Annotated in this window: 24 protein-coding genes; 20 read left to right on the top strand and 4 right to left on the bottom strand. The window is 29.1% G+C overall.

Annotated elements, in window-relative coordinates:
- Positions 1-62 precede the first annotated feature (62 nt).
- The 15 genes from rimM (at position 63) to ACX6CF_RS06695 (ending at position 12,773) form a co-directional block, all read left to right on the top strand.
- Positions 63-572, top strand: coding sequence for a ribosome maturation factor RimM (gene rimM, locus ACX6CF_RS06625; RefSeq protein WP_458784520.1), 510 nt, complete (start codon positions 63-65; stop codon positions 570-572).
- Positions 569-1,297 (top strand): tRNA (guanosine(37)-N1)-methyltransferase TrmD, encoded by a 729-nt coding sequence (gene trmD / locus ACX6CF_RS06630; protein ID WP_458784521.1) that lies wholly within the window; start codon positions 569-571, stop codon positions 1,295-1,297. The genes rimM and trmD overlap by 4 nt, the downstream gene beginning before the upstream one ends.
- Before the next feature lie 93 nt (positions 1,298-1,390).
- Positions 1,391-1,741, top strand: coding sequence for a 50S ribosomal protein L19 (gene rplS / locus ACX6CF_RS06635; RefSeq protein WP_458784522.1), 351 nt, complete (start codon positions 1,391-1,393; stop codon positions 1,739-1,741).
- A 208-nt stretch (positions 1,742-1,949) separates the two neighbouring features.
- Entirely contained in the window at positions 1,950-2,486 is a 537-nt protein-coding gene (gene lepB, locus ACX6CF_RS06640) for a signal peptidase I (RefSeq protein ID WP_458784523.1), read from the top strand.
- Between the two features lie 192 nt (positions 2,487-2,678).
- Complete coding sequence (ylqF, locus tag ACX6CF_RS06645; protein WP_458784618.1) at positions 2,679-3,530, top strand: ribosome biogenesis GTPase YlqF; 852 nt, start codon at positions 2,679-2,681, stop codon at positions 3,528-3,530.
- Positions 3,531-3,643: 113 nt separating this feature from the next.
- Positions 3,644-4,333: an HD domain-containing protein gene (locus ACX6CF_RS06650; RefSeq protein ID WP_458784524.1), complete on the top strand. Its 690-nt coding sequence runs from the start codon at positions 3,644-3,646 to the stop codon at positions 4,331-4,333.
- Positions 4,334-4,488: 155 nt separating this feature from the next.
- Positions 4,489-5,250, top strand: coding sequence for a ribonuclease HII (locus ACX6CF_RS06655; protein ID WP_458784525.1), 762 nt, complete (start codon positions 4,489-4,491; stop codon positions 5,248-5,250).
- Positions 5,251-5,296: 46 nt separating this feature from the next.
- Positions 5,297-6,856 (top strand): flagellar hook-length control protein FliK, encoded by a 1,560-nt coding sequence (gene fliK / locus ACX6CF_RS06660; RefSeq protein WP_458784526.1) that lies wholly within the window; start codon positions 5,297-5,299, stop codon positions 6,854-6,856.
- Positions 6,857-6,879: 23 nt separating this feature from the next.
- Entirely contained in the window at positions 6,880-7,152 is a 273-nt protein-coding gene (locus tag ACX6CF_RS06665; RefSeq protein ID WP_458784527.1) for an EscU/YscU/HrcU family type III secretion system export apparatus switch protein, read from the top strand.
- A 92-nt stretch (positions 7,153-7,244) separates the two neighbouring features.
- Positions 7,245-7,601, top strand: a complete 357-nt coding sequence (locus tag ACX6CF_RS06670) for a YraN family protein (protein WP_458784528.1) — start codon at positions 7,245-7,247, stop codon at positions 7,599-7,601.
- Between the two features lie 16 nt (positions 7,602-7,617).
- A complete protein-coding gene (gene pgeF / locus ACX6CF_RS06675; protein WP_458784529.1) occupies positions 7,618-8,445 on the top strand; it encodes a peptidoglycan editing factor PgeF in 828 nt (275 codons plus the stop codon).
- A gap of 26 nt (positions 8,446-8,471) precedes the next feature.
- On the top strand, positions 8,472-9,785 hold the full coding sequence (locus tag ACX6CF_RS06680; RefSeq protein WP_458784530.1) for a DUF512 domain-containing protein: 1,314 nt from the start codon (positions 8,472-8,474) through the stop codon (positions 9,783-9,785).
- A gap of 13 nt (positions 9,786-9,798) precedes the next feature.
- Positions 9,799-11,130 (top strand): ribosome biogenesis GTPase Der, encoded by a 1,332-nt coding sequence (gene der, locus ACX6CF_RS06685; RefSeq protein ID WP_458784531.1) that lies wholly within the window; start codon positions 9,799-9,801, stop codon positions 11,128-11,130.
- Positions 11,131-11,742: a glycerol-3-phosphate 1-O-acyltransferase PlsY gene (gene plsY / locus ACX6CF_RS06690; protein WP_458784532.1), complete on the top strand. Its 612-nt coding sequence runs from the start codon at positions 11,131-11,133 to the stop codon at positions 11,740-11,742.
- A 32-nt stretch (positions 11,743-11,774) separates the two neighbouring features.
- Positions 11,775-12,773, top strand: coding sequence for an NAD(P)H-dependent glycerol-3-phosphate dehydrogenase (locus tag ACX6CF_RS06695; RefSeq protein ID WP_458784533.1), 999 nt, complete (start codon positions 11,775-11,777; stop codon positions 12,771-12,773).
- An 86-nt stretch (positions 12,774-12,859) separates the two neighbouring features.
- Here the strand turns inward: ACX6CF_RS06695 and ACX6CF_RS06700 are convergent, their stop codons facing one another.
- The 4 genes from ACX6CF_RS06700 to ACX6CF_RS06715 are packed head-to-tail and all read right to left on the bottom strand — an operon-like array spanning position 12,860 to position 17,947.
- Entirely contained in the window at positions 12,860-14,338 is a 1,479-nt protein-coding gene (locus ACX6CF_RS06700) for a M56 family metallopeptidase (RefSeq protein WP_458784534.1), read from the bottom strand.
- A 9-nt stretch (positions 14,339-14,347) separates the two neighbouring features.
- Positions 14,348-16,699 carry a DUF3160 domain-containing protein gene (locus ACX6CF_RS06705; protein ID WP_458784535.1) on the bottom strand — a complete coding sequence of 784 codons (2,352 nt, stop codon included), beginning with the start codon at positions 16,697-16,699 and terminating at the stop codon, positions 14,348-14,350.
- A 38-nt stretch (positions 16,700-16,737) separates the two neighbouring features.
- Positions 16,738-17,556 (bottom strand): hypothetical protein, encoded by an 819-nt coding sequence (locus ACX6CF_RS06710; RefSeq protein WP_458784536.1) that lies wholly within the window; start codon positions 17,554-17,556, stop codon positions 16,738-16,740.
- Positions 17,557-17,572: 16 nt separating this feature from the next.
- Entirely contained in the window at positions 17,573-17,947 is a 375-nt protein-coding gene (locus tag ACX6CF_RS06715) for a BlaI/MecI/CopY family transcriptional regulator (RefSeq protein WP_458784537.1), read from the bottom strand.
- Between the two features lie 183 nt (positions 17,948-18,130).
- On the opposite strand from ACX6CF_RS06715, the gene ACX6CF_RS06720 reads away from it, so the two are divergent.
- From ACX6CF_RS06720 to nusA, 5 genes are all read left to right on the top strand, one after another.
- Entirely contained in the window at positions 18,131-20,188 is a 2,058-nt protein-coding gene (locus ACX6CF_RS06720) for a WG repeat-containing protein (RefSeq protein ID WP_458784538.1), read from the top strand.
- A gap of 9 nt (positions 20,189-20,197) precedes the next feature.
- Positions 20,198-22,270, top strand: a complete 2,073-nt coding sequence (locus ACX6CF_RS06725) for a WG repeat-containing protein (protein ID WP_458784539.1) — start codon at positions 20,198-20,200, stop codon at positions 22,268-22,270.
- A 92-nt stretch (positions 22,271-22,362) separates the two neighbouring features.
- Complete coding sequence (gene spoIVA, locus ACX6CF_RS06730; RefSeq protein WP_458784619.1) at positions 22,363-23,841, top strand: stage IV sporulation protein A; 1,479 nt, start codon at positions 22,363-22,365, stop codon at positions 23,839-23,841.
- A 234-nt stretch (positions 23,842-24,075) separates the two neighbouring features.
- Positions 24,076-24,543, top strand: a complete 468-nt coding sequence (gene rimP, locus ACX6CF_RS06735) for a ribosome maturation factor RimP (RefSeq protein WP_458784540.1) — start codon at positions 24,076-24,078, stop codon at positions 24,541-24,543.
- A gap of 86 nt (positions 24,544-24,629) precedes the next feature.
- Positions 24,630-25,742 carry a transcription termination factor NusA gene (gene nusA, locus ACX6CF_RS06740; RefSeq protein WP_458784541.1) on the top strand — a complete coding sequence of 371 codons (1,113 nt, stop codon included), beginning with the start codon at positions 24,630-24,632 and terminating at the stop codon, positions 25,740-25,742.
- Positions 25,743-25,788: the final 46 nt, after the last annotated feature.

A 25,788-nucleotide genomic window follows, 5' to 3' on the forward strand; every position in this document is an offset into this window, starting at 1 on the left:
TTATAATATTATAAGAAAATCATAAACAAGATATATCTAAAAAATTATTTGTAGGTGAGTGTATGGAGTACTTCAATATTGGCAAAATAGTTAATACACATGGTATTAGGGGCGAAGTTAAAGTATTATCTTTAACTGATGATCCTAAAAGATTTGAATTACTGGATTATGTGTATATTGATAATAATAAAAGTCTAGAAAAATATACGATTAAAAATATAAAATACTTTAAAAATATGATTATCATTAAATTTGAAGAATTACAAGACATGACTAGTGCAGAGAAGTTGAAACAATCAATGGTTAAAATACCTAGAGAACTAGCATTACCTTTAGAAGATGACGAATATTATGTACAAGACCTTATGGATATAAAAGTGAGTACTGATGATTGTAAATACCTAGGTACTATAAAAGATATTATATTTACTGGAAGTAATGATGTATATGTAATTGAAACTGAAGACAAAAAAGAAATTTTAATACCTGCGCTAAAGCAATGCATAAAACAAATAGATATGAATAGTAAAACAATGATAGTTTCATTACTGGAAGGATTGATTGATGAGTGAAGTTTAACATAATGACATTGTTTCCAGACATGATTAAACAAGGACTTAATTCAAGTATTATTGGTAAAGCTCAGGAAAAAAACTTGATTGAAATAGATACTATCAATATTAGAGATTATGCTTATAATAAACATAAGCAGGTAGATGATTATCCTTATGGTGGGGGTGCTGGTATGGTAATGCAGCCAGAACCTATATATGAGGCTTATAAGGGAATTGTAGATGGATATAATAGTAAACCTAGGGTTATATATTTAACACCTCAAGGAAAAACATTTAATCAAGAGATGGCTATGGAATTATCTAAGGAAGAAGAATTAATATTTTTATGCGGTCATTATGAAGGCATAGACGAAAGAGTTATTGATATGATAGTTACAGATGAAGTATCCATAGGAGATTATATATTAACTGGTGGTGAACTAGCTGTAATGGTTATGGTTGATGCCATATCAAGATTAATACCTAATGTTCTATCTAATGAAGTATCTGCAGAAACAGAATCCTTTGATGATAATTTATTAGAATATCCTCAATATACAAGACCTGCGTTATTTATGGATAAAAAAGTTCCTGATATATTATTATCCGGACATCATAAAAATATTGATGATTGGAGAAGAGAACAATCATTGATAAGAACATACAAGAAGAGGCCTGATTTATTAGAAAAAGCTAATCTATCAGAAAAGGATAATAAAATTTTAGATAGATATTGCAAATAATGAGGAAGTATGATATAGTAATTTAATGTGAGTACGGATGGTCCTCTGTTACGAAAAATGTATTAAGAACATCTAGATATTAGGAGGAAACACATGAACGATATAATACGTAAAATTGAACAAGATCAATTAAGAGAAAATACTTTAACAGATTTTAATGTTGGTGATACTATAAGAGTATATGCTAAAGTTAAAGAAGGAAACCGTGAAAGACTACAGATGTTTGAAGGTGTAGTTATGAAAAGACAAAACGGTGGCAATCGCGAAACATTTACAGCTAGAAGAATTTCTTATGGTGTAGGTGTTGAAAAAACTTGGCCATTACATTCACCAATTATCGACCATATTGATGTCATAAGACGTGGTAAAGTTAGAAGAGCTAAACTTAACTACTTAAGAGACAGAATTGGTAAAGCTGCTAAAGTTAAAGAATTAATTAGATAATTAAATTATTTCAATATGCAGTTTAACTAAGAATTAACTATAAAGTTACATGGTATAGTTTGCAGATAGCTGTTATGATGATTAATTTGACTAGTGAGGGACTTAGTACTATGTATTAGTCCCTTTTTGTTTATTTTAGTACGTTATATGCATATGATAAAACAACTTTATGCAATGTTTTTAGTCTTATGAAAGAAGGGTGTAAAGCATGAAGAACACAACTTTGGGAAGAGAAATATTAAGTTGGGTACTTGATATAGGAATTGTATTAGTTGCAGTATTACTTATAACAACATTTGTATTTCAGAAGACAAATGTTATTGGACAATCTATGGAACCGACACTTCATAATGGCGATCACGTAATTATTGACAAAATTAGTTATAGATTTGTAAATCCTAAACAATATGATATTGTAGTTTTTCCTTATAAAAAGAATCCATCCCAAAATTATATTAAAAGAATTATTGGATTACCTAATGATGAAGTTAATATAATCAATGGACAAGTATATATTAATAAAGAAAAATTAGACGAAGATTTTGATATTATTGATGATAGTAAGTTAGGTAATAGAGAATTCCCATTTACTGTTCCAGAAGGTGAATATTTTGTAATGGGTGATAATAGAAATAATAGTTCAGACAGTCGTTATACTGATGTTGGAACGATTAGCAAGAAAGATATAATTGGGAAAGCTGGACTTAGAATATGGCCACTTAAAGATTTTGGATTTGTTAAGTAAGCCTTACAAAACAGAAAATTTATAAGGAGCAATGTTGCTCCTTATTTTCCTATAGGAAGCATCCATTTAATAAATATATAATATATAATGAATTACCTAATGGATATATTCCATATACTAATGGAGTGACTAGATAGTGACTAGATAGAAGAAATTCTTATGGAATTATGTACAATGAAAGGAAAGAATGATATGAATATACAATGGTACCCAGGACACATGACCAAAGCTAAGCGTATGATGCAAGAAAATATCAAGCTTGTGGACGTCATAATTGAGTTAATTGATGCAAGAGTACCAATAAGCAGTAGAAACCCCGATATGGACAATATAGCAAGGAATAAACCGAGAATTATTGTGTTTAACAAAATAGATTTAGCGGATAGAAGTAAAACAGAAGAATCTATAAAGTGGTATGAAAATATGGGTTTAAGTGTTGTATTGGTTAACTCTAAAAATGGAAAAGGGATTAATCAAGTAATTAATAAATCATCTGAGCTATGTAAAGAAAAAATTGAGAGAAATAAAAAAAGAGGTTTAATTAATAAACCTATAAGAGCAATGGTGGCAGGTATACCTAATGTTGGTAAGTCTACTTTTATTAATAAATTAGTTGGAAAAGCAAGTGCAAAAACAGGAAATAAACCGGGAGTTACAAAAGGTAAGCAATGGATTAAATTAAAGAAGGACATGGAACTTCTTGATACACCGGGAATCCTATGGCCGAAATTTGAGGACCAACAAGTTGGAATTAATTTGGCTTTAATAGGGTCAATTAAAGATGATATATTAAATATTGAAGAATTGGCATTGATTTTAATTAACTATCTGAAAGAGAATTATTTGGATAGGCTAGTAACTAGATATAAATTAACTGATGCTAATAATTTAGAATCTATTGAAATATTAGAAAATATTGCAAAAAATAGAAATCTGATAAAAGCTGGTAATGTATTAGATTTAAATAAAGCAGCAATTATTTTAATGGATGAATTTAGAAATGGAATACTTGGTAAAATTACTATAGAAACAGTTGGATTATAAAATCTAGCTGTTTTTAAAATTTAGTAGTTGTAATTTATTTATATCCATTTAACTTAATAATATATTTAAATAAGGTAAAAATATTATTAAAAATATTATTAGGAGTTGAGTACATGAATAATCTTATTGAACTATTTGAAGAATTTGATTTCCATTTATTAAATGATATAAGACCATCAGAGTATTTTAATAATCTGTTATTGCATGAAAAAGAATATAATAATACTTATCCTGTGAAAATTTTATTAGATTTAAAAAAAATTGAGCAAAATCCTATGTATCATCCAGAAGGTAATGTATATAATCATACTATGGAAGTAATTGATAGAGCAGCAAAGATAAAAGGATTAAGCGAAGATAAAAAAGTGTTTATGTGGGCTGCCCTTTTACATGATGTTGGTAAGATAACTACCACAAAAATCATAAAAGGACGCATAACTTCATATGACCATGATAAACATGGAGAAGATATCGCTAGGAATTATTTACTAACATTTTTAGAGGATAATTTATTTGTAAACAAAGTTGTTAAATTAGTAAGATGGCATATGCAGCCATTATTTGTTTGTAAAGAACTACCTTTTTCACAAATCGGAAAAATGATTAATGAAACTTCTGTAACTGAAATAGCATTATTATCTTTATGTGATAGAACAGGCAGAGGTAAAATATCTAAAGAAGAGGAAAATAAACAAATTATGTTTATTATAAAGTTTTTAAATATTTGTAAGAAGAAAGTTAAACACCAACCGGAAAGACGTAGAATCGATGAAATAAAAAACGGTTTGATTAATGGATATTGATAATAGAATTATGATGAAATGTAGATATAGATAGTTAATACGATATTTATGAATAAGATATAATAATTTTAAATACAGTTAAGAATCAGAGTTATAATTTTAATTAGATTTTATGAATGATAGCTTGTTTCGTTGAAAAGGAGAATAAAAGTATAATGACAAATATGACAATTTCCGATATAAAAGATATATTGAGTAACTTTCCCATATGTAATTTAGAAGATAAACTTAATGAATTAAAGTCTGATGAACGATCAGGCGTAAAAAAATTAATAGATAAATACGAAAAAAAGATTGTAGCTTATGAAAAAGAAGTTGAACGTATTATACAAATGAGAGCTTACGAAAATAAGTATCCTGACAAAAAATACATATGCGGAATAGATGAAGTTGGTAGAGGACCCCTATCTGGACCAGTTGTTAGTGCTGCTGTAATTCTCCCTAAAGATGTGAATATATTATACGTAAATGATTCTAAGAAATTGAGTGGAGCAAAAAGAGAAGAACTATATGATATTATAATGGAAAAGGCTATTGCAGTTAGCGTAGGTATGACTAATGTAGATGTTATTGATGATATTAATATTCTTAATGCAACTTATGAATCTATGATATCAGCAATTGATAGCCTTGAAATAAAACCAGATATGATATTAGTGGATGCAGTAACAATTCCAAGGATTAAGATACCTCAAGAACCTATTATAAAAGGTGATGCCAAAAGTATTTCAATTGCAGCTGCAAGTATAATTGCTAAAGTATATAGAGATAGGTTAATGAAAGATTATGATCAGCTTTTCCCTGAATATAAATTCGCTAAAAACAAGGGATATGGTACACAAGAACATATAGAAGCACTTAAAGAATATGGACCATGTCCAATACATAGAAGATCTTTTATTAAGTCTATATTATAAATATCAAGCTGCAAACCACCACTTTTATGTGAAAGGATGAGTGACCTTGCGGATTAATTATAATAAACAAATCGATAAAAGGATAAACATTCCTAAAATATCCAAAGTTAATATTAAAGATTTTAAGAAAGGTGAAACACTTAAAGGAGAAATACTTGATATAAAACAAAAGAATATATTAATAAAGTTAGCCAATGGGGCTGAACTTACAGCTAAGTTAACTGATCAAATGGAATTTAACATTGGTCAGAAAGTTTTGTTTCAAGTAAAGGAATCTAATCTAGAGCAAATTCTTCTAAAGCCTATAATAGATGAAGGCCATAGCCCTAAAAGTAATAAATTATATCAGATATTAGAAGAAGCAGGAGTTACAATAAATGAGAAAAATGCTGAAATAGTAGACAAATTATTAAATAATAATATGCCGGTAGATAAAGAGTTTATAAATAAAATTCTAACATTATCAAGGCAATTTAAGGGAACTGGTATTGATGATTTGATTTTACTCGTGAAAAACAACATACCTGTTACTGAGGAGAACATTAATCAGCTAGCTAATTACACAAATAATAATCAATCAATTAAGCAAGAGATAATTAGTTTAACTAATCAAATAGTTGATAATACAGATATAGATGCCAAGTATAGATTATTAAATATTCTTATGAATAATGAAATAGATAGTGTAATAGGTAATAGAGTTATTGATGAGAGCGATAATTCTAACTTACCAAAAGGAAATGAAATAGTTAATAATGAAATAAATGAAGAAAATGGTAAGAGTGGGGTAACTATTAAATTAGGGGATGTTTTACCACAAGAAGCTATCCAAGAACTAAAAAGAGAATTGAATAGTACATATTTGATAAAAGATAATAATACATTAAATCTATCTAAAGATTTACCATTACAGAGACTACTGGAAGAAATATATTCTCTTGAAATTCAAGATAAAGAAAAATTTGATCTTAATAATGTTATTACTAACAAATTATTAAAAACTGCAGTAGATAAAAACATCTATCTTAATAGAGGAGCATTACAGAATCCCAAATTGATAAATGATTATTTTAACAATGTCTATGAAAAAATTCTTAATATCATTAAGCTAACTCAAGGGGTAACAGAAGGTAAAGGTAATGGTATTACAAAAGACGCTACTAAGATAAAGAATAATATAGAGTTTATAAATAATCTTAATAATAATTTTAATTACGTTCAATTACCTTTTAAATTTGGAAACAAGTTATTGAATAGTGAATTATATATATTTGAAAATAAGAAAGAATTAAAAAAAAGAAATAATACTAATTCTATATCAGCATTACTTAGACTTGATTATGTTAATCTTGGTCATATTGATGTTTATATTAATAAACAGGGGAATAATGTTGAATGCAAATTCTATGTGGAAGATGAAGAAAAGAAAAAAATTGTTGATGACCATATTATTAATTTGCATAAGAGAATTAGAAGCTTTGATATAAACGTGACTGGACTTAGTGTTATCAATAATAAAAAGGATTTTAATTTTGTAGAAGATTTCATGAAAAGGAAAAATAATGCTAACGCTGTTAAAAGATATTCATTTGATATGAGAGTATAGAATTAATTAAGGTTGGTGGTACAGTGGATAAAAGAAGAATTAAAAAAGTTGCTGCAATAAAATATGATATGAATGAAACTGCCCCAACAGTTATTGCTAAGGGTAAAGGAATAGTAGCTGATAAAATTCTTGAAAGAGCGAATGAACAAGAATTACCTGTTTATAAAGATGAGAAATTGGTTGAAAGTCTAACTAAATTGGATATAGGAGATATGATACCGCCTGAACTCTATCAAATAGTTGCGGAAATTTTAGTGTTTGTAAGTGATTTAGATGATATTTATAAATCTATTTAATCTTATATGAAACTTCCACTTTTTAAACAGATGAAATAGAAGTTGCGAGAATAACGCGAAATAGTCGCCTTTCTTGTAGTTAGGTGGTTTTTATGGGAAACAATAATAACAGAGCTGTTGGCAGTAGAGGCGAAGAAATAGCTGCAAAATTTTTAGAAAAACAAGGGTATAAGATTATTGATAGGAATTATAGATGCAGGTTCGGTGAAATAGATATAATTGGAATGGATTTAGATTATCTAACATTCATTGAGGTAAAGTATCGTAGAAATGTTGATACAGGATATCCTATAGAAGCTGTAGGATATTATAAACAGAAACGGATAGTTAAAACAGCTATGTATTATGCAAAAGCCAAACGATTGTTTAATGTGGATATCAGGTTTGATGTAGTAGAAATTATCGATAAGCGAATAAGGGTAGTCAAGGATGCATTTAAATGTAATTAAGAAAGGTTGTGTGATATTGAAATCAAAAGTTTTAAAAATTAATCGAATAGACGATTTAGAGTATTTTACAATTCCTGCTTTTGAAAGGGCAGGAATCACTAACCATTGTTTTAGTACTAGATTAGGCGGTGTTAGTAAAGGAATATATGAGAGTATGAATCTTGGGTTTAATAGAGGAGACTTAGACGAAAACGTTATAAAGAACTTTGAGATATTGTGTAGTAGTGTAGGTATTGATTATAAAGACTTGGTTTTTTCTGACCAAGTTCATAGAGATGTTATTAAAGTTATAACAAGTAAGGATAAAGGCAAAGGTATTTTTAGAGAGAGTGATATTGAAGGTGTTGATGGATTAATAACTAACGAGTCTAAGGTTCCTCTAGTAACTTTCTATGCCGATTGTGTACCTATTTATTTTTTGGATCCAGTTAAAAAAGTAATAGCATTATCACATTCAGGATGGAGAGGCACAGTACAAAAGATAGCTTCTAAAACGGTTACAAAAATGGTTAGTGAATTCAGTTCAAATGTTAAAGATATACTTTGTTGTATTGGTCCATCTATTGGACCTTGTTGTTTTGAAGTAGGAAGTGAAGTAGTTGACGAGTTCAAAAAAATATTTGACATTGAAGAACAAAATGAGATTATTCATGAAAAAACAAAAAAAAAATATTTAATTGACTTATGGGCAGCAAATAAGTTAATATTACTAGATGTAGGAATTAATAAAGAAAATATCACTATTACAGATATCTGTACTAATTGCGATAAAGATGAGATGTTCTCACATAGAGGAACTGATGGCAAGAGAGGTAGTTTAGCAGCGATAATGGAACTGAAGTAGTGTTATGACTGAAAGGAATGTTTTTAATGAAAGATAAATTTCATAAGGTTATGCATGTGAAAAATGATAGCATAGCTTATGAACTTGGAATACAGCCCGGAGATAAATTGATTTCTATTAACGATCAATTTGTTGAAGATGCTCTTGATTATCATTTTTTGGTGGATGATGAGTATCTAGAAGTTTTAATTCTAAAAGATAATGGTGAAGAATGGCTTCTTGAAATAGAGAAAGACTATAATGAGGAATTAGGAATAGATTTTGAAAATGATTTAATGGATGAGTATAAGTCTTGTAGTAATAAATGCATATTTTGTTTTATTGACCAATTGCCAAAAGGCATGAGGGATACACTTTATTTTAAAGACGACGATTCTAGGTTATCATTTTTACAAGGCAATTATATAACTCTAACAAATATGAAGGATAAAGATGTTGACAGGTTAATTAAGTATCATTTGTCTCCAATTAATATTTCAGTACATTCAATGAACATGGAACTTAGAAAGAAAATGTTGAATAATCGTTTTGCTGATAGATTAGTTGGCTATATGAAGAAATTTTATGATGCTGGTATCACAATGAATGGGCAAATAGTACTGTGTAAGGGAATAAATGATGGTAAAGAGCTAGATTATTCTATTGACAGCTTAAGAAAATTCATTCCTCATATGCAAAGTGTTTCAGTTGTTCCAGTAGGACTGTCTAGGTATAGGGAAGGTCTTTTTGAACTTGAATTATTTACTAAAGAAGATGCAGTAGAAATCCTTGATATTATTCATAAATGGCAAGATATCATCTATGAGGAGACAGGTACACATTTCATTCATGCAGGTGATGAATTTTATCTACTAGCAGGAAAACCATTTCCCAATGAAGATAATTATGATGGATATCTTCAATTTGAAAATGGTGTAGGTATGTCAAGGTTATTGCTTGATGAGTTTATGTTGTGTTATAATGAATTAAATACCGATGAAAAATTGGTAAGAAATGTATCTATAGTTACTGGGACATTAGCTTGTAACATGATTAAGGATATGATAGATAAATTAGAAGAAAAATTCCCAAATATAAAAGTAAATATTCATCCAATTATTAATAATTTCTTTGGGCATAATATAACCGTATCAGGACTGCTTACAGGGAAAGATATTATTGAGCAGTTGAAAGATAAAGAATTAGGTGATGAATTACTTTTACCTTGTAATTTACTTAGAAGTGGAGAAGAAACTTTACTAGATGATATTACGGTAACGGATATAGAAAATACTTTACAAGTAAAAGTTACTGTTGTAAAATCAACTGGACAAGAATTTATTAGGAATATATTAGGATAAGGAGTACTTATTTATGAGTAGAGAAGTAGTAGCCATAGTAGGAAGACCCAATGTAGGAAAATCTACTTTATTTAACAAACTAGCAGGTGCTAAAATTTCTATTGTAGAAGATACACCAGGTGTTACAAGAGACAGAATATATGCTGATGTAGAATGGTTGAAGTATGATTTTACTATAATAGATACAGGAGGTATTGAGCCCACTACAGATGATAAAATGCTTTCTTACATGAGAAACCAAGCTGAAATCGCTATTGATACTGCTAATGTTATTGTTTTTGTAGTAGATGTTAAATCAGGACTTACTGATGCAGATTATAAAGTTGCAGATATGCTTAGACGTGCACATAAACCTGTTGTATTATGTGTTAACAAAGTTGATAATAGAGATAAATTACAATATGATGTATATGAATTTTATAATCTTGGATTAGGTGAACCTTTTGCTATATCTTCTGCCCAATCAACAGGTATAGGTGATATGTTGGACGAAGTTGTATCTCATTTTGATGAGGATAAGGGTGATAGTAAAGATCTTGATTTACCTAGAATAGCAGTAATTGGTAAGCCTAATGTAGGAAAATCCTCATTAATTAATAAGCTTCTTGGAGAAGAACGTGTTATAGTAAGCGATATAGCAGGGACAACAAGAGATGCGGTTGATACAATCGTTGAATATAACGGTAATGAATATATTTTTGTTGATACGGCAGGGCTTAGAAGAAAAAATAAAATAGAAAAAGAAGGACTAGAGAGATACAGTATAATAAGAACAGTAACAGCTATTGATAAATCAGACATTGTTGTATTATTAATTGATGCTGTTGAAGGTATAACAGAACAAGATGCAAAGATTGCAGGAATAGCCCATGAAAGAGGTAAAGGGGCTATTATCGCTGTTAATAAATGGGATGCTATAGAAAAAGATGATAAAACTATGTACAAGTACCTTAGTAATGTAGATACGACTCTTAGTTATATGACTTATGCTCCCAAAATTTTTATTTCTGCTTTGACTGGGTTAAGGATTAACAAGTTATTTGAGAATATTGATATTGTAATTCAAAATCATGCTCTTAGAGTTTCAACTGGTGTTCTTAATGATGTTTTATATGATGCAACGGCAATGAATCAACCTCCTTCAGATAAAGGTAGAAGGTTGAAACTATATTATATGACTCAAATTTCTATCAAACCACCTACTTTTATTATATTTGTGAATGACAAGAGTTTGATGCATTTTTCGTATAAGCGATATATTGAGAATAGAGTAAGAGATTCATTTGGTTTTAGGGGGACTCCTATTCATTTTATTATAAGAGAAAGAAAGGAAAAGGGTAAATAGATGAAGATAATTGCTAGCTTATTAATTGGTTATCTTATTGGATGTTTTCAATCAGCTTATATTATTAGTCGTATCAAAGGACGATTAGATATAAGGAAATATGGAAGCGGTAATGCAGGAACCACTAATGTTATTAGAGTTATGGGCTGGAAAGCAGGTATAATTACATTCTTTATGGATGTAATTAAAGCTGTTATTGGAGTATTGGTTTGCTCCCTTATCTTTGATGATGTCCTTATGGGATATTATGCAGGTGTGGGTGTTGTTATTGGTCATAATTGGCCTGTTTTCTTAGGGTTTAGAGGTGGAAAAGGAATTGCAGCTACTATAGGGTTATTAGCTGCAGTTGATATAAGGATAGGTTTAATTGTTATTGGACTAATGGCAGTAGTAATTTTTATATCAAGATATGTTTCGCTTGGATCAATATTAATGGCAATTTCTATTCCTATTCTAATGGCAATATTTTATACTGACAAACCACAATATATTATATTAGGCGCTATACTGATGAGTTTTGCACTGTATAATCATAGAGCAAATATAAAAAGATTACTTAATGGTACAGAAAATAAGCTAGGACATAAAAAAGATTTATCTAAAAGTGAATGAAATAATTATTTAATTTATGTGAGGTGATTAACATGGCCACTGTATCTGTTTTAGGTGCAGGAAGCTGGGGAACTGCTTTAGCTATATTACTAAGTAATAATGGACATGAGGTTACTCTTTGGTCAATTATAGAAGATGAAGTAAATTTATTAAATGACACTAGAGAAAACAAGTCAAAACTTCCAGGAATACATATTCCAACTGAGATTATTATTACCAATAATCTTAAGGAAGCTATCTTAGGCAAAGATATGCTTGTTATGGCAGTTCCATCAAAATTCGTAAGGAATACAGCAAAGATGATGAAAGAATACGTTACTACAGAACAAATTATTGTTAATGTAGCGAAAGGATTAGAAGATGATTCACTTTATACATTAGCTCATGTTATAAGTGATGAGATGCCAGATAATTCTGTGGCAGTATTATCTGGACCAAGTCATGCCGAAGAAGTATCAAGAAATATACCTACAACTTGTGTTGCAGGTTCAGAAAATCATGATACAGCAAAAAAAGTTCAAGACATATTTATGAACTCTGATTTTAGAGTATATACCAGTTCTGATGTAATGGGTATAGAAATGGGAGGAGCTCTGAAAAATGTTATTGCTCTAGCTGCTGGTATCTCAGATGGAATTGGATTTGGTGATAATACTAAGGCTGCACTCATGACAAGAGGTATAACAGAAATAAGCAGACTTGGTGTAGCTATGGGAGCTGATGAACAAACTTTTAGTGGATTATCAGGTATTGGTGATTTAATTGTAACATGCACAAGTATGCATAGTCGTAATAGAAGAGCCGGTATTTTAATCGGAAAAGGATATAGCTTACAAGAAGCACTTGATGAGGTAAAGATGGTAGTTGAAGGTGTATATACAGCAAAGGCAGCCTTTGATTTATCAAAAAAATATCAAGTTGAAATGCCTATTATTAGAGAAGTAAATGAGGTTTTGTTTAAAGGTAAAGATACTAAAAAAGCTGTAGAGGATCTAATGATACGAGATAAAAAAATTGAATATAGAAAGTGATATTATTACATTGTTTTACAAAAAGCTTATTTTAGTATTAATTAATATTAAAATAAGCTTTTTTTGTTGTGATTTCTAACAATTGGTTATTTCCAGCTAATATAGAATTTGTGCTTCCCATCCATGATATGATTAATCTTATAATTATCTATAATAGTTTCTTCTGTATTTTGCGAGTTTTTAATGCTGTAATTTTGAGTTATAAAGTTTGTAATGTTATCATTATTGAATAATGAGTCCAGGACATCTGTAAATAATGGCATATAGTACTTTTTTGCTGAAGGAGTATTTTCTAATTGTTCTATGTAAATAGCACATTTTTTTGGAACACCATCAATGTCCATAATTCTGATACTAAATAAATTAGTATGTTGTTTAATTGAATCTGTTTTACAATCATATTTTATAAGAATTTCATTATCAGTATGGGTGGTGGATATATAACCAATATCAGCTTTATCTAATATATTAATTATTTTTTTAGCTTCAGTATTTAATATAGTTCCTGTTTCTTGTTCTATTCTATCCGCTAATAAAGAGGTATCTGTTTTAGCAGAAGTCATTAGAGTGAATGCCATAATAAAAGTTATTAAACATCCAATAATTCTAGTTTTACGATTTTTGCTTTTTTTATAGGCTATATTCAATACTCTTTTCTTGATGTATTTTTTATTGTTTATGAAGCTGACTGCCTGAATTGGTAATTTGAAATCTTGATCATATGATGCTAAGTCTATTATTAGATTACCATAAGCAATATTATCGGCAGAGCTAATAAAATTAACAACTTCATTATCACAGTATAATTCACCATCTTCATCTAACTTTTTTAGTCCTAACCATATTAATGGATTAAACCAATATATGGTTGTTAAAAGCAGATAGATACCTTTTATAACATTATGTCTTAATTTTAAATGCATCAACTCATGTATTAGTAAAAGTCTGACTTCTTTTTTCTCTTTATTAGCCAAGATAGATTTTGGCATAATAATAACTGGACGTATTATACCATATAGCGAAGGAACATTAATAAAATTTGAAACTATCAATCTCACATTTTGTGTAGGAGCTATAACTGTTTTACAGCTAGTGAATAAATATTCTAATTGTAAATCATTACACTTACATTTTTTGAATTTATGTATTAGTTTTAGGTTGAAAATCAAGTAGTATAAAGTTATAATTATAAATCCTATGAACCAAATGACATATATCAGCTTTCTAAGTGTGAGTACATTTTCTAGTTTAGACGGCTGATATGATTTAGTATCCAAGTCAAATGAATTCTTATTAGTTTCATCAATACCTACTAGTTTATTATAGTCATTATTTAAATAGGTACTGCTATCATGATTATCATAGGTAAAAAGATTATATATGCTTAAGTCACTTTTAATTGACATGGGAATAAGCAATTGTATAATTATTAATAGCCAAACGTAATAATTCCATCTTACAGATAATTTCTTGCCTAATAGTGTTTTTATTATCATAATGGTAACTATCAATATTGAAGATGTAATAGTCATATATAGTAGTTTATCTATTATCCAATGAGACATTATATCACCTTATTCCCAATTTACTTCTTGTTGTTTGCACTCAACATTATTTTCTTCTTTTGATTTGAAAGAATAAACCCACTCAGGTTGTTTTGGTAGAGAAGGGGATGGTTCACCGGTGTTAAGCATATAGAAGTCTATATGATCTTCTCCATATTGTTCTTTTATTACACCTAGTTTTTCCTGCCATTCATCATCTGTAAGCCTGGTATCGCTTAAAAACTCATGATATCCATATACGGCACCTCTTGATAGGTATAATTCTTCACCATCTTTGATGACTACATAAATTTCATTTGGCAGTTCAGTACCAATTTCAAGACAGCTATTTTCAACTGTTGCTATATCGGCAATTATTGCAGAACAACTTAATTCATAACCGCCAGTTTGGGATAATATAGCATAGTTTATAGAATCGATTTTTCCACCTATAGTATTTAATTTGCATTTTATATCTTCAGTCAGAGTTTCATTATTTAGCTCTTTTATTGAACAATCTCTTAATAATTCTAATAATTCGATTATTTTATTTGAGATATTTTCAAACTCCTGTGACAATAATCCTCTTTCTCTAAGATTAGTTGAAGAATACTCAGTAAGCCATAATAATTTGGAATAAACCAAGACGTTAGGTTCTACATAATGATGATATATATAATCAGCACCTCCGCATTCAGCAACTGGTTGTTTAACATATAATATTGTATCATGTTTTAATTCTGCATAACTTCCTAGAGCAGAGCTGATAGATTTATCTGTCCAAGCTTTATTTTTCATGAACATTGGAGCTCCATTTACGTCCTCAAAAGGTTCTTGTATTGAGGATATGGTATCTAGCCAACCGTTATACATATTTGATTTCCAGTCTTTGTCATCAACTTTTGATATTTTTTCTTTCATTGCCATAAATTTATTTTCATACTCAGGCCAACTTTTTTGAGGTTCATAATATTTATCTAATAATGTTTTAGCACGCCTGCTACCTAATACAGCTGCAACATCTAGTCCAGAGGGTACAGGTCTTTTATAAGGTTCCATTAATTCTTGGAGTATTTCTCCATCAAAAGTATATCTCTGGCCCATAAATCTAAATTGTTTTCCCACATGGACATTCTGTAAGGTTATTTTATTTTTGATACCAGGGTCCGGCATTTTTTTAGCTTCTTCTAATAATTTATCATAGTATTTCTCATTTCTAAAATCATTCAAATTTACGTTTTCTCCAAAAACATTAAGAATCAAATCTTTGTATTGAAATAAATTCAGATCATCTGATTGACCAACGTAAAAATTAGTTGGCATATAAATTTTATCCCATGATTTTAGGTCATTATTATTGTTTTGCATAAAAGCGGTATATGTCATGATTAATGCTTTTACTGTTTTATCTTCGCATAATACTTCTTCCTCATTAACTACTTCAGTAAGTGGAAGTGAAATTTGTCCATACCACATCATTGCCCTAAAATATGATTCAAGATTATCATCATTAGTATAGTGACCCCTTACCTTATATTGACTATAATCAATATCTTGTGGAGCTAATAGAGAAGATTTTTTATATCCATCTGCATTCAGAATGTTAGTAACTTCTTCATCTGCAATTACTTTTAATTCTTCTGGTAATTCTCCATATTCATTAGTTAATAATTTTTTTGCAACAGCAAAGAAGATTACGTTGAATTTTATATCTTCTTTAATTGGTTCATAGCTATTATCATTATATAGGTAAATAGTTTTTTCCAACATACTGTTAGTTAGTTTAATAAGTTCGTCATACAAATTATTTCTTTCCAAAATTTTTAAAGAACTATTGAAGAAGTTATGATACACGTGCATAACATTATCAACAGTAACAAAATTAGGGATGCCTTTGTACTCGTTAACTTCATATATAGTATTCATTTTTATAAATGCATTATTGCTATTACTAGGCAATACTACAAATCCATTATCAATGATTTTATTTAGTTGTTCATTAGTAAAACCAGAAAAACTGTCCATATTTTTGATATTAGACAAATCAGAGTTTATAGTGTAATTAGGTACCTTATAATTAACTTCTGGCATTATGTAAGGTATGTCAATTGGTGTAATTTCATTTTTGTCTTGCCATACAAGATTATAGTTGGTATTATTATTAGCACTTATTTTTACATCCTTACCTTCAGGATTAATAGATTCTCTCTGTAGATTGTTGTCGTTATCATCAGTATTATTATTGTCATGTAGATTGGAGTTTTCATCCTCCGTTATATTAGATTTTCCAACTTCTTCAGGTTTGTTATTGCAACCAGATAATAGAACCACTATTATCATACTTATTCCAATGCATCTAAATATTATATTTTTATATTTCAATTTATACCCTCCTAATAAATATCATCAATAATTAATGATTAGTCTAAACTAATGTTTTCTATGAATTTATTTCCCTCTAAATGTAACTTTATATGTTTTTGTCTACCTAGATTTAGTGATATATATTTTATGTCATCTTGTGTTATAAAGCTAATATCTTTTATGTTATAGTAACTGTTGCTTTCAGCAAATTTAATAAATCCGAAATTAAACCAATAATAAATACTAACTACTTCTTTAGTGTTTTCGAGTTTTTCTACAACTATCATTTCTTCGTTGGAATTACCTATGATATCAGAAAAATATACGCTTTCTAGAGGATGTTCTAACTTTGAACCAGTCCATTTCTTTGTAAGTATTTTGCCATTCCAGTTAAAGAAAAAAGGTCTGTTTTCCACTTTGTCAAACATAGGTGTTGATTTGTATACTCCTATATATATATCTTTGTTATTATCTCCGTCCAGATCACATAATTTTATTTCCCATGGCTTGATATTTGTGAAATCATTTTTATATATTTCATTGAATTTGATTGTTTCATTCTCTATAATTATTGTATAGATTATTAAGTCATTGCCATACTTTTTTCCTTTTTCCGAAGAAAGTAGTAGTATTTCATCTGTGTCATCATGATCTAAATCACCCGTAGTCATACATAGTATAATTTTATTATCTGGAATATTAATGGTATTATTATAATGTTTATCTTCTTTTTCATCATATAAAAAGATTGTATTATTTTCAAAGCTATATGTATAAGACTTTTTATTAATTATAATTTCCGACTCTAGATTATTAGTGTGTTTCATGTTAAGACTAAGTAAGAAGATAAAAATTAAAATTAATACTCTCTGCATGCTTGACCTCCTGATATTACTTTTGTTCTGTAGGATTATTATTGATTATTGATTTTAATTCAGCTATTTCTTCTTTAGATAGACGTTGATTCTTAACAAAGTTGGTTAGGAACATTTGTAGAGAGCCATTATACACTTTTTCTAAAAAAGTATTTGTTTCTTCTATCTGACAATCTGATTTTGAGATACAAGGTGAATATTCATAGTATTTATTTTTCTTTGCTATATTGATTACACCTTTATTAGCTAGTCTGCTAATAAGGGTATGGACTGTTTTTCTGCTCCAATCATTTTCTTCTAAGACATAATCAACAATCTCTTTGGAAGTCAAGGGATTCTTATCCCATAAAATTTTCATTACCTTCCATTCGGATTCTGATATTTTAGCCATTTTATTAACCACCTTCCTACACTTGTAGTACACAAACCATCTTACAACTGTAGTACGGATTTGTCAATTAAATATTTATTAATTAAGTATTAAATAATATTACTTGTTGGACTAATAACCATATGTTATTATGAAAAGACATAACATCAGTTAATAATATAAAGAATATTTGAGGAGGATTTTATGAAAAAAAAGATATTATCATTACTAGTATTAATAATAATGTTTTTTAGCATATTTAATAACGCATATGCTAGTAAATATCACATTGAAAGATTATACCAATACTATGAAGATTATGCAGTAGCAGGAGTATGGGAAGGAGTATGGAAATATGGTTATATTGATAAGTCAGGTAATTGGATTATAGAACCCAAATATTATTATGCTGATAATTTTTACGAAGGAGTCGCTGGAGTAGGAATTAGAAAAGATAAGGATTCTCCAATTAAATATGGCTATATCAATAAAGAGGGTGAATATTTAATATCACCTGAATACGATTGTGTTAGTAACTTCGACGAAGGCTATGCTGTAGTAGGGATTGGGGAATATGGTAATAGAAAATGTGGATTAATTGATGAAAATCAAACATTCATTTTAGATTTAAAATATAAGTATATTAGTGGTTTTAATCATATTAATAAATTTGAGAAACAAAATATAATAAAGGTTACAAACGAAGATAATAAGGTAGGATTGTATTTTATGCAACAAAAGAAATTGATTGAGCCTAGTTACGATAAATGCCTAATGTTAGATACTTATATTAGAACAAGTAAAAAAATAAATGGAAAAGATAAAAAAGGTATGATTTTTTTTGATGGTAAAGTTATTGAACCAGTATTTGATAGTGTTAGCGGTATTTTTGAACGTATATATAATGATTTTGGAATTGAAAGTGATTTAAAACAAACTTACTTAAAAGTAGGTAAAGATGGAAAATATGGTATTATTGATTATTCTGGATACTACATATCGGATGTAATATATGATGATATTAGAATTTATACTTGTAATAATTCTTTTATTGTCAAATCTAATGGAAAAGAACAGGTTTTACAAAAAGATGGTACATATTTAAACAATGAAAAATATGATGATATAATTGTGAATAGAAATAATTATTATGTAATGAAAAACGGAAAAAAAGGTATTATTAAAAAAGATGGTAGTATTCTAATAATTCCCAAATATGATGATATAGCATACTTTGGTCCAGATGGATATGCAAAAGTATTTCTTAATAATAAACAAGGAATCATTGATAAAAGAGGAAATGAAATACTAGAACCAGTTTATGATTATATTGATAGAAATTATTATCAAAACCAAATAGTAGTAGAAACAATTGGTAATGATGGAATTAAGACATGTATGTACGAAGATGATACAAGTACTCCACCAGTAGTAAAAGTCAAAAAAAATGGAAAAGAGTCATTTTTAAATAATGATTTTACGCCAATTCAGAATGATAATAATGTAGTTTGTGATTATGATTCAATAGGAATATATGAAGACGAATTGGCTAGAGTTACTAAAAAAGATAAAGTTGGTTATGTAAGGCTTGATCAAAGTTGTTTCATTAAGCCGGTATATGATAATGCTTATAGGGCTTACTCAGGTAGTACTAAACAGAACTATTTTGAAATTTTAAAAGATGGTAAGTATGGAATAGTATTTATGGATGGAACAATAATTGATCCTATTTTTGATAATTCACCTATTGTGAGTGAAGATATAGTTCTTGGAAAAGTAAATGATATATACAAATTTATTGATAAAAATAATAAAATTATTAATGATGAAGTATATAAAGTAGCGAATGCATTTAGTGAAGGAAAAGCATTAGTTGGTAAGAAAGTTGATCAGTTACATTTTATAGACAAAAATGGAAATAAGGTAAGTGATATTTATAAAGAAGCTACAAGTTACGGTGAAGGTCTAGCATATGTGAGTAATGGAGAAAATGGTAGATACATAGATCATAATGAAAAAACGGTTATAGGCGATAATATTTCTCTATGGCAAGGATTTCCATTTCAAAATAGTATCGCACCAGCAGGTGGCTATAGTTCAGATTTCTTAAATAAATTTTATGGCATATTAAAAAAAGATGGAACATGGCTTGTAGAACCTGTTTTTGACAGAATATCAAATCTAAGTAATGGTAAATATAAATATTACCTTAAAGATAAAGAAGCAGAAGTAACTTCAAATGGCGAAATAATTTGGAAGTAGGAGAATGATATGAAAAGAATAAATATAACGTTGATATGTACAGTAATGTTAATGCTAATATTTTCACAATCAATATTTGCAAATGATGATTATAACCAGTATGCAGAGAGACTTAATGAACTTGGACTATTCAAGGGGACTAGTAAAGGATATGAACTTGATGAAGCGCCAACAAGAACAGTTGGTGCAGTTATGTTAATTAGACTTTTAGGAAAAGAAGAAGAAGTTTTGAATGGCAGTTATTCACATCCTTTTACAGATGTACCATCTTGGGCAAATAACTATATAGGATATATGTATGAAAATGAATTAACAAAAGGATTAACAAAAGATAAATTTGGAGCTAACGATTTATTAGATGTTAAAAGTTATATGACTTTTGTTTTACGTGCTTTGAGGTATGATGATTCTAAAGGAGATTTTAATTGGAGTACATCGTTGGAGAAAGGGAAAAGCCTCAATTTGATGACAGATAGTGAGGTAAATAAAATAGCAAATTCTCTTTTTCTAAGAGGTAATATGGTCCGCATTTCTTATATGGCTTTAAATGTAAAGTTAAGAAATGAAGATAGATCTCTTAGAGAAAAACTATATGAAGATGGTGCTATTACAACTAGATTGATTAATGGTGCTGACACAAATTTGCATTTGAAATATGATGAAAATACGGGACTTTATGGATATGTAGATAAAAAAATGAACTGGATAATTAAGCCCAAATTCTTTAGTGGAAAAGAATTTAACGAAGGATTAGCTTTTGTTGTAGAAGGAAATGGTGATAGAGGATATATATCAAAAGAAGGAAAATATGTATTTGAACATAATTTCGAAATAGGAACTAATTTTTCTAATGGAAAGGCGATAACAGAAATATATGATAAGAAAGATGGTAAAAAGAATATATGTGTAATTGATAAGGAGGGAAGCATTGTACAAAAAATAAAAGTGCCTAATAGTATTGAAGAAGATGAATATGGATTGAAGTATTATAAATGTAATATAGATTCTGAGAATGCGAAATATTATTTTACTCTAGATAGTAGGTTGATAGATTATCCAATTGGTAACATTCTTGAAGTGCATAATGAAGATATAATATTTTCAAGGAGAGAACCTAGTGTTCATAAAGGTTTGTTTAATAAAAACACAGGGAAAGTAGTAATAGAATTTACTGATAAAAATGGTGAATTGTATCCATTTCAAGAGATTGAATATTCCGAGGGAATATATAGAGTGCAATTTAAAAAATTAAATAAGAAGTATTATGCTTTTTATAATAGTAACCTCAATTTAATAATTAACGAAGCATTTAGAAAGGCAAAAAACTTTAGTGAAGGGGTAGTTGCAGTTGGAGTTAAAAAGGATGAAAAGGCTTTAGATAAAACTATTAGATTTGGCTATTTAGATAAGACTGGAAGCTGGTTTATTAAACCACGGTATATAGAAGCAACATCATTTAAAGATTCAATCGCAATAGTTAGAAATATAGAAACGTGTGAAGTGATAAATAGAGATGGGACATGTAAAGTTGAATTTGAAAGGATAAATACTGCTGGACAAACAAATATGACTCAAGAAGAGTTAGATTATGTTAATAATGAAGCAGATAAAGTTATTAATAAAATAATAAATGAGTCAATGAATGAATTAGAGAAAGTCAAAGCTATAAATAAATATATCGTTGAACAAACGAAATACGATAATGAAAATTATTCTGTAGATATTGAAAAACTTCCACGTATATCAGGTACGCCATATGGTGTCTTTAAGTATGGTATAGCAGTTTGTGGAGGTTATGCTTTAGCAACCAAACTATTATTTGATAAAGCAGGTTTAGAGAATAAATATATTGTTGGAAGGAGTTCTAAAGAACCTCATGCTTGGAATTTAGTAAAAGTTGATGGGAAATATTATCATATTGATACGACTTGGAACGATAGTAGTGCTTCTAATGGATGTAATGCATTTTTTCTGGTTTCCGATGGTTACATGACTTCATTTGGTAATAGAGCGTGGAATTTTTCCGAATATCCTATTGTTCCTGAAGGTTACTTTAATGATGAGCCCCAGCCACATAATTAAATTACGAATATTAAATAATATATAGGCTGTCATATTCCAATATCTATATCATATATTTATATATAAGAATACTTATAGGGAGGATATAGATGTTGGGAGAATACGATATTTATAAGGATATTAGAGCTAGAACAAACGGAGAAATATATATGGGAGTGGTTGGACCCGTTAGAACAGGTAAATCTACATTTATTAAGAGATTCATGGATTTATTGGTGTTGCCTAATATAGAAAATGTACATAGTAAAGAAAGAACACTAGATGAGCTTCCACAAAGTGCAGCTGGGAAAACAATTATGACTACAGAGCCAAAGTTCATTCCCCAAGAAGCTGCAAGAATAACTTTGTCAGATGATGTAGAATTTAGTGTTAGGATGATTGACTGTGTTGGTTATATGGTGGAAGGAGCAACTGGACATTTAGAGAATGATGAAGAAAGAAAAGTAAAAACACCTTGGTTCAATTATGATATTCCATTTACTCAAGCAGCTGAAATTGGAACTAAGAAAGTTATTAATGACCATTCGACTATAGGAATTGTTGTGACAGCTGATGGTTCATTTGGTGAAATACCTAGGGAAAATTATATTGAGGCAGAAGAAAGGACTATTGATGAGCTAAAAAAATTATCCAAACCATATGTAGTGATACTTAACTCACTTAGACCTTATTCAGACGATACAATCTTAACAGCAACCGAATTAGAAGATAAGTATAATGTACCTGTTTTGCCAGTTAACTGTGACCAGTTAAAAAAAGAAGATGTCATTAAGATTCTTGAGAGTGTATTGCTTGAATTTCCATTATCAGTAGTTAATTTCAATGTACCAAAATGGATTGAGATGTTAGATAATGACCATTGGTTGAAATCCTCATTAATTGATTCAGTAAAAGATATCATGGATTCAGTTGATGCTATCAGAGATCTTAAAAAAGAAGAAACTCTGACCGTAGAAAATGATTATATAACTAAAGTTAAATTAGATAAAATTGATCTCTCTAGTGGTTGTGCCAATATTGATATCAACTTCAATGATGATTACTACTATGATATTTTAAGTGATTTAATGGGAACTGAAATAAAAGGTGAATACCAATTCATGTCCCTGATCAAAAAACTAGGTAAAGTAAAAGAAGAATATGATAAAGTATCTACAGCATTGAATGAAGTTAAGGCTAAAGGATATGGAATCGTTACACCTATGGTAAGTGAATTATCGTTGCAAGAACCAGAGATTGTCAAACAGGGTAATAAATTTGGTGTTAAATTAAAAGCAAGTGCACCAACTATTCATATGATTAAATGTGATATTCAGACAGAAGTATCACCATTAGTGGGAACAGAAAAACAAAGCGAAGAATTTCTTAGCTATTTACTGGGTGAGTTCGAAAGTGATCCTGCAAAAATATGGGATACCAATGTTTTCGGAAAATCATTACATGATCTAGTTAATGATGGGCTTCAAAACAAGATTTTTAGAATGCCGGAAGATGCTAGAGATAAGTTACAAGAAACATTACAAAAAATAGTTAATGATGCTAATGGAGGGCTTATTTGTATTATTATCTAATTATCGGTTATAATAATAAATATAGCAAGGTACTAATTAATTAATAAATACTTGAAACTTAGGGTGTCAACATAAGTAAGATTTCCTAGCTGTTAATTTATAACAAGTATTTTCTTGCAAATTAGATGTTTAGGTGGTATAATAGTCTCAGATATAATAATGAGTACTAGAAAGAGTGGACGAAAGTCCACTCTTGTTATGTATATAAGCTAATAGAAAGAAGGGTGATATAAGTTGTCATTTAGAGAACATGTGGAAACATTAGTAGAAGAAATATTGATTCCAATTCTAGAAGAAAATAAATTTGAACTTGTAGATGTTGAATATATAAAAGAAGCTTCTAATTGGTATCTAAGAATTTTCATTGATAAAGACGGTGGAATTACAATAGATGATTGTGAACTTGTAAGCAGATCTTTTGATAGTGAATTTGAAGATAAAGACCCGATTAAAGAGCCATATATACTAGAAGTTAGTTCACCTGGGCTTGATAGGCCGTTAAAAAAAGATAAAGATTTTGCTAGAAGTTTAGGCGAAAAAGTAGAAATTAAATTATATAGATCTATTAATAAGAGTAAAGAATTTGTAGGTTTGTTAAAGAGTTATGATGACGATAGTATTACACTTGAGTTAGAGAATGGTGAAGATTGGTCTATTGCAAGGACTGATATAGCAATTATTAGACTGGCAATATTATTTTAAATATATTTTGAAATGAGAACGCTTTTAATGTCATTTGCTAAATTAAAGAGTTTTCCTATTAGATAAAAATACTGAGGAGGATTAAAATGAATGCTGAATTTATTGAAGCATTGAACCAAATTGAGAAAGAAAAGGGTATTAGTAAGGATATATTAATTGAGACAATTGAAGTTTCTTTAGTTACAGCATGTAAGAATAACTTTGGTACTGCACAAAATATAAAAGTTGAGATTGACCGTGATAGAGGTGATGTTACGGTTTATGCTGAAAAAGAAGTTGTAGAAGATGTAGAAGATAAACACCTTACTATTTCGTTAGAAGATGCTAAGAAAATAAATCCAACTTATAAGCTTGGTGATATAATAAATATTGAAATAACACCTAAAAACTTCGGTAGAATTGCAGCTCAGAAAGCTAAGCAAGTTGTTGTTCAAAAAATAAGAGAAGCTGAAAGAGAAGTTATATTCAATCAATATATAACTAAAGAAAAAGATGTTATTACTGGTATTATCCAAAGACAAGTAAGAGATAATGTAATTATTAACTTAGGAAAAATAGACGCTATTTTAGCTGATAAAGAACAAGTACCAGGCGAGAGATATTATCCTAATGAGAGATTTAAAGTTTATGTTCTAGAAGTAAAAGAAAGTACTAAAGGACCTAAGGTGTATGTGTCAAGAACGCATCCTGAACTTATTAAAAGATTATTTGAACAAGAAGTTCCTGAAGTTCATGATGGTATTGTAGAAATAAAAGGTATTTCTAGGGAAGCAGGTTCTAGAACAAAGCTAGCAGTAAATTCAACTAATCGAGATGTAGATCCAGTAGGATCATGTGTTGGTCATAATGGTGCGAGAGTATCAATAATTGTAAATGAACTTAGAGGAGAAAAAATTGATATTATTCCTTGGGATGAAGACCCAGTGAAATTTATATCAGCTGCTCTTAGTCCTTCAAAAGTAGTGAAGGTTATTGTTAATGAACAAGATAAGAGCGCTAAGGTAGTTGTTCCAGATTATCAATTGTCACTAGCAATTGGAAAAGAAGGGCAAAATGCAAGACTAGCTGCAAAACTTACTGGTTACAGAATTGATATTAAAAGTGAGACACAAGCTAAACAGACTAATTTTATAACTGAAGAAGAGACTCTTGGAGCACTTTTATCAAGAAACTCTTTAGATGAGGAAGAACTTTACTAGTATTTACTTCTTTCATAACCATTCTTAATAAAAACAATGAAGAAGG

The sequence above is a fragment of the Vallitalea sediminicola genome (assembly GCF_054408565.1).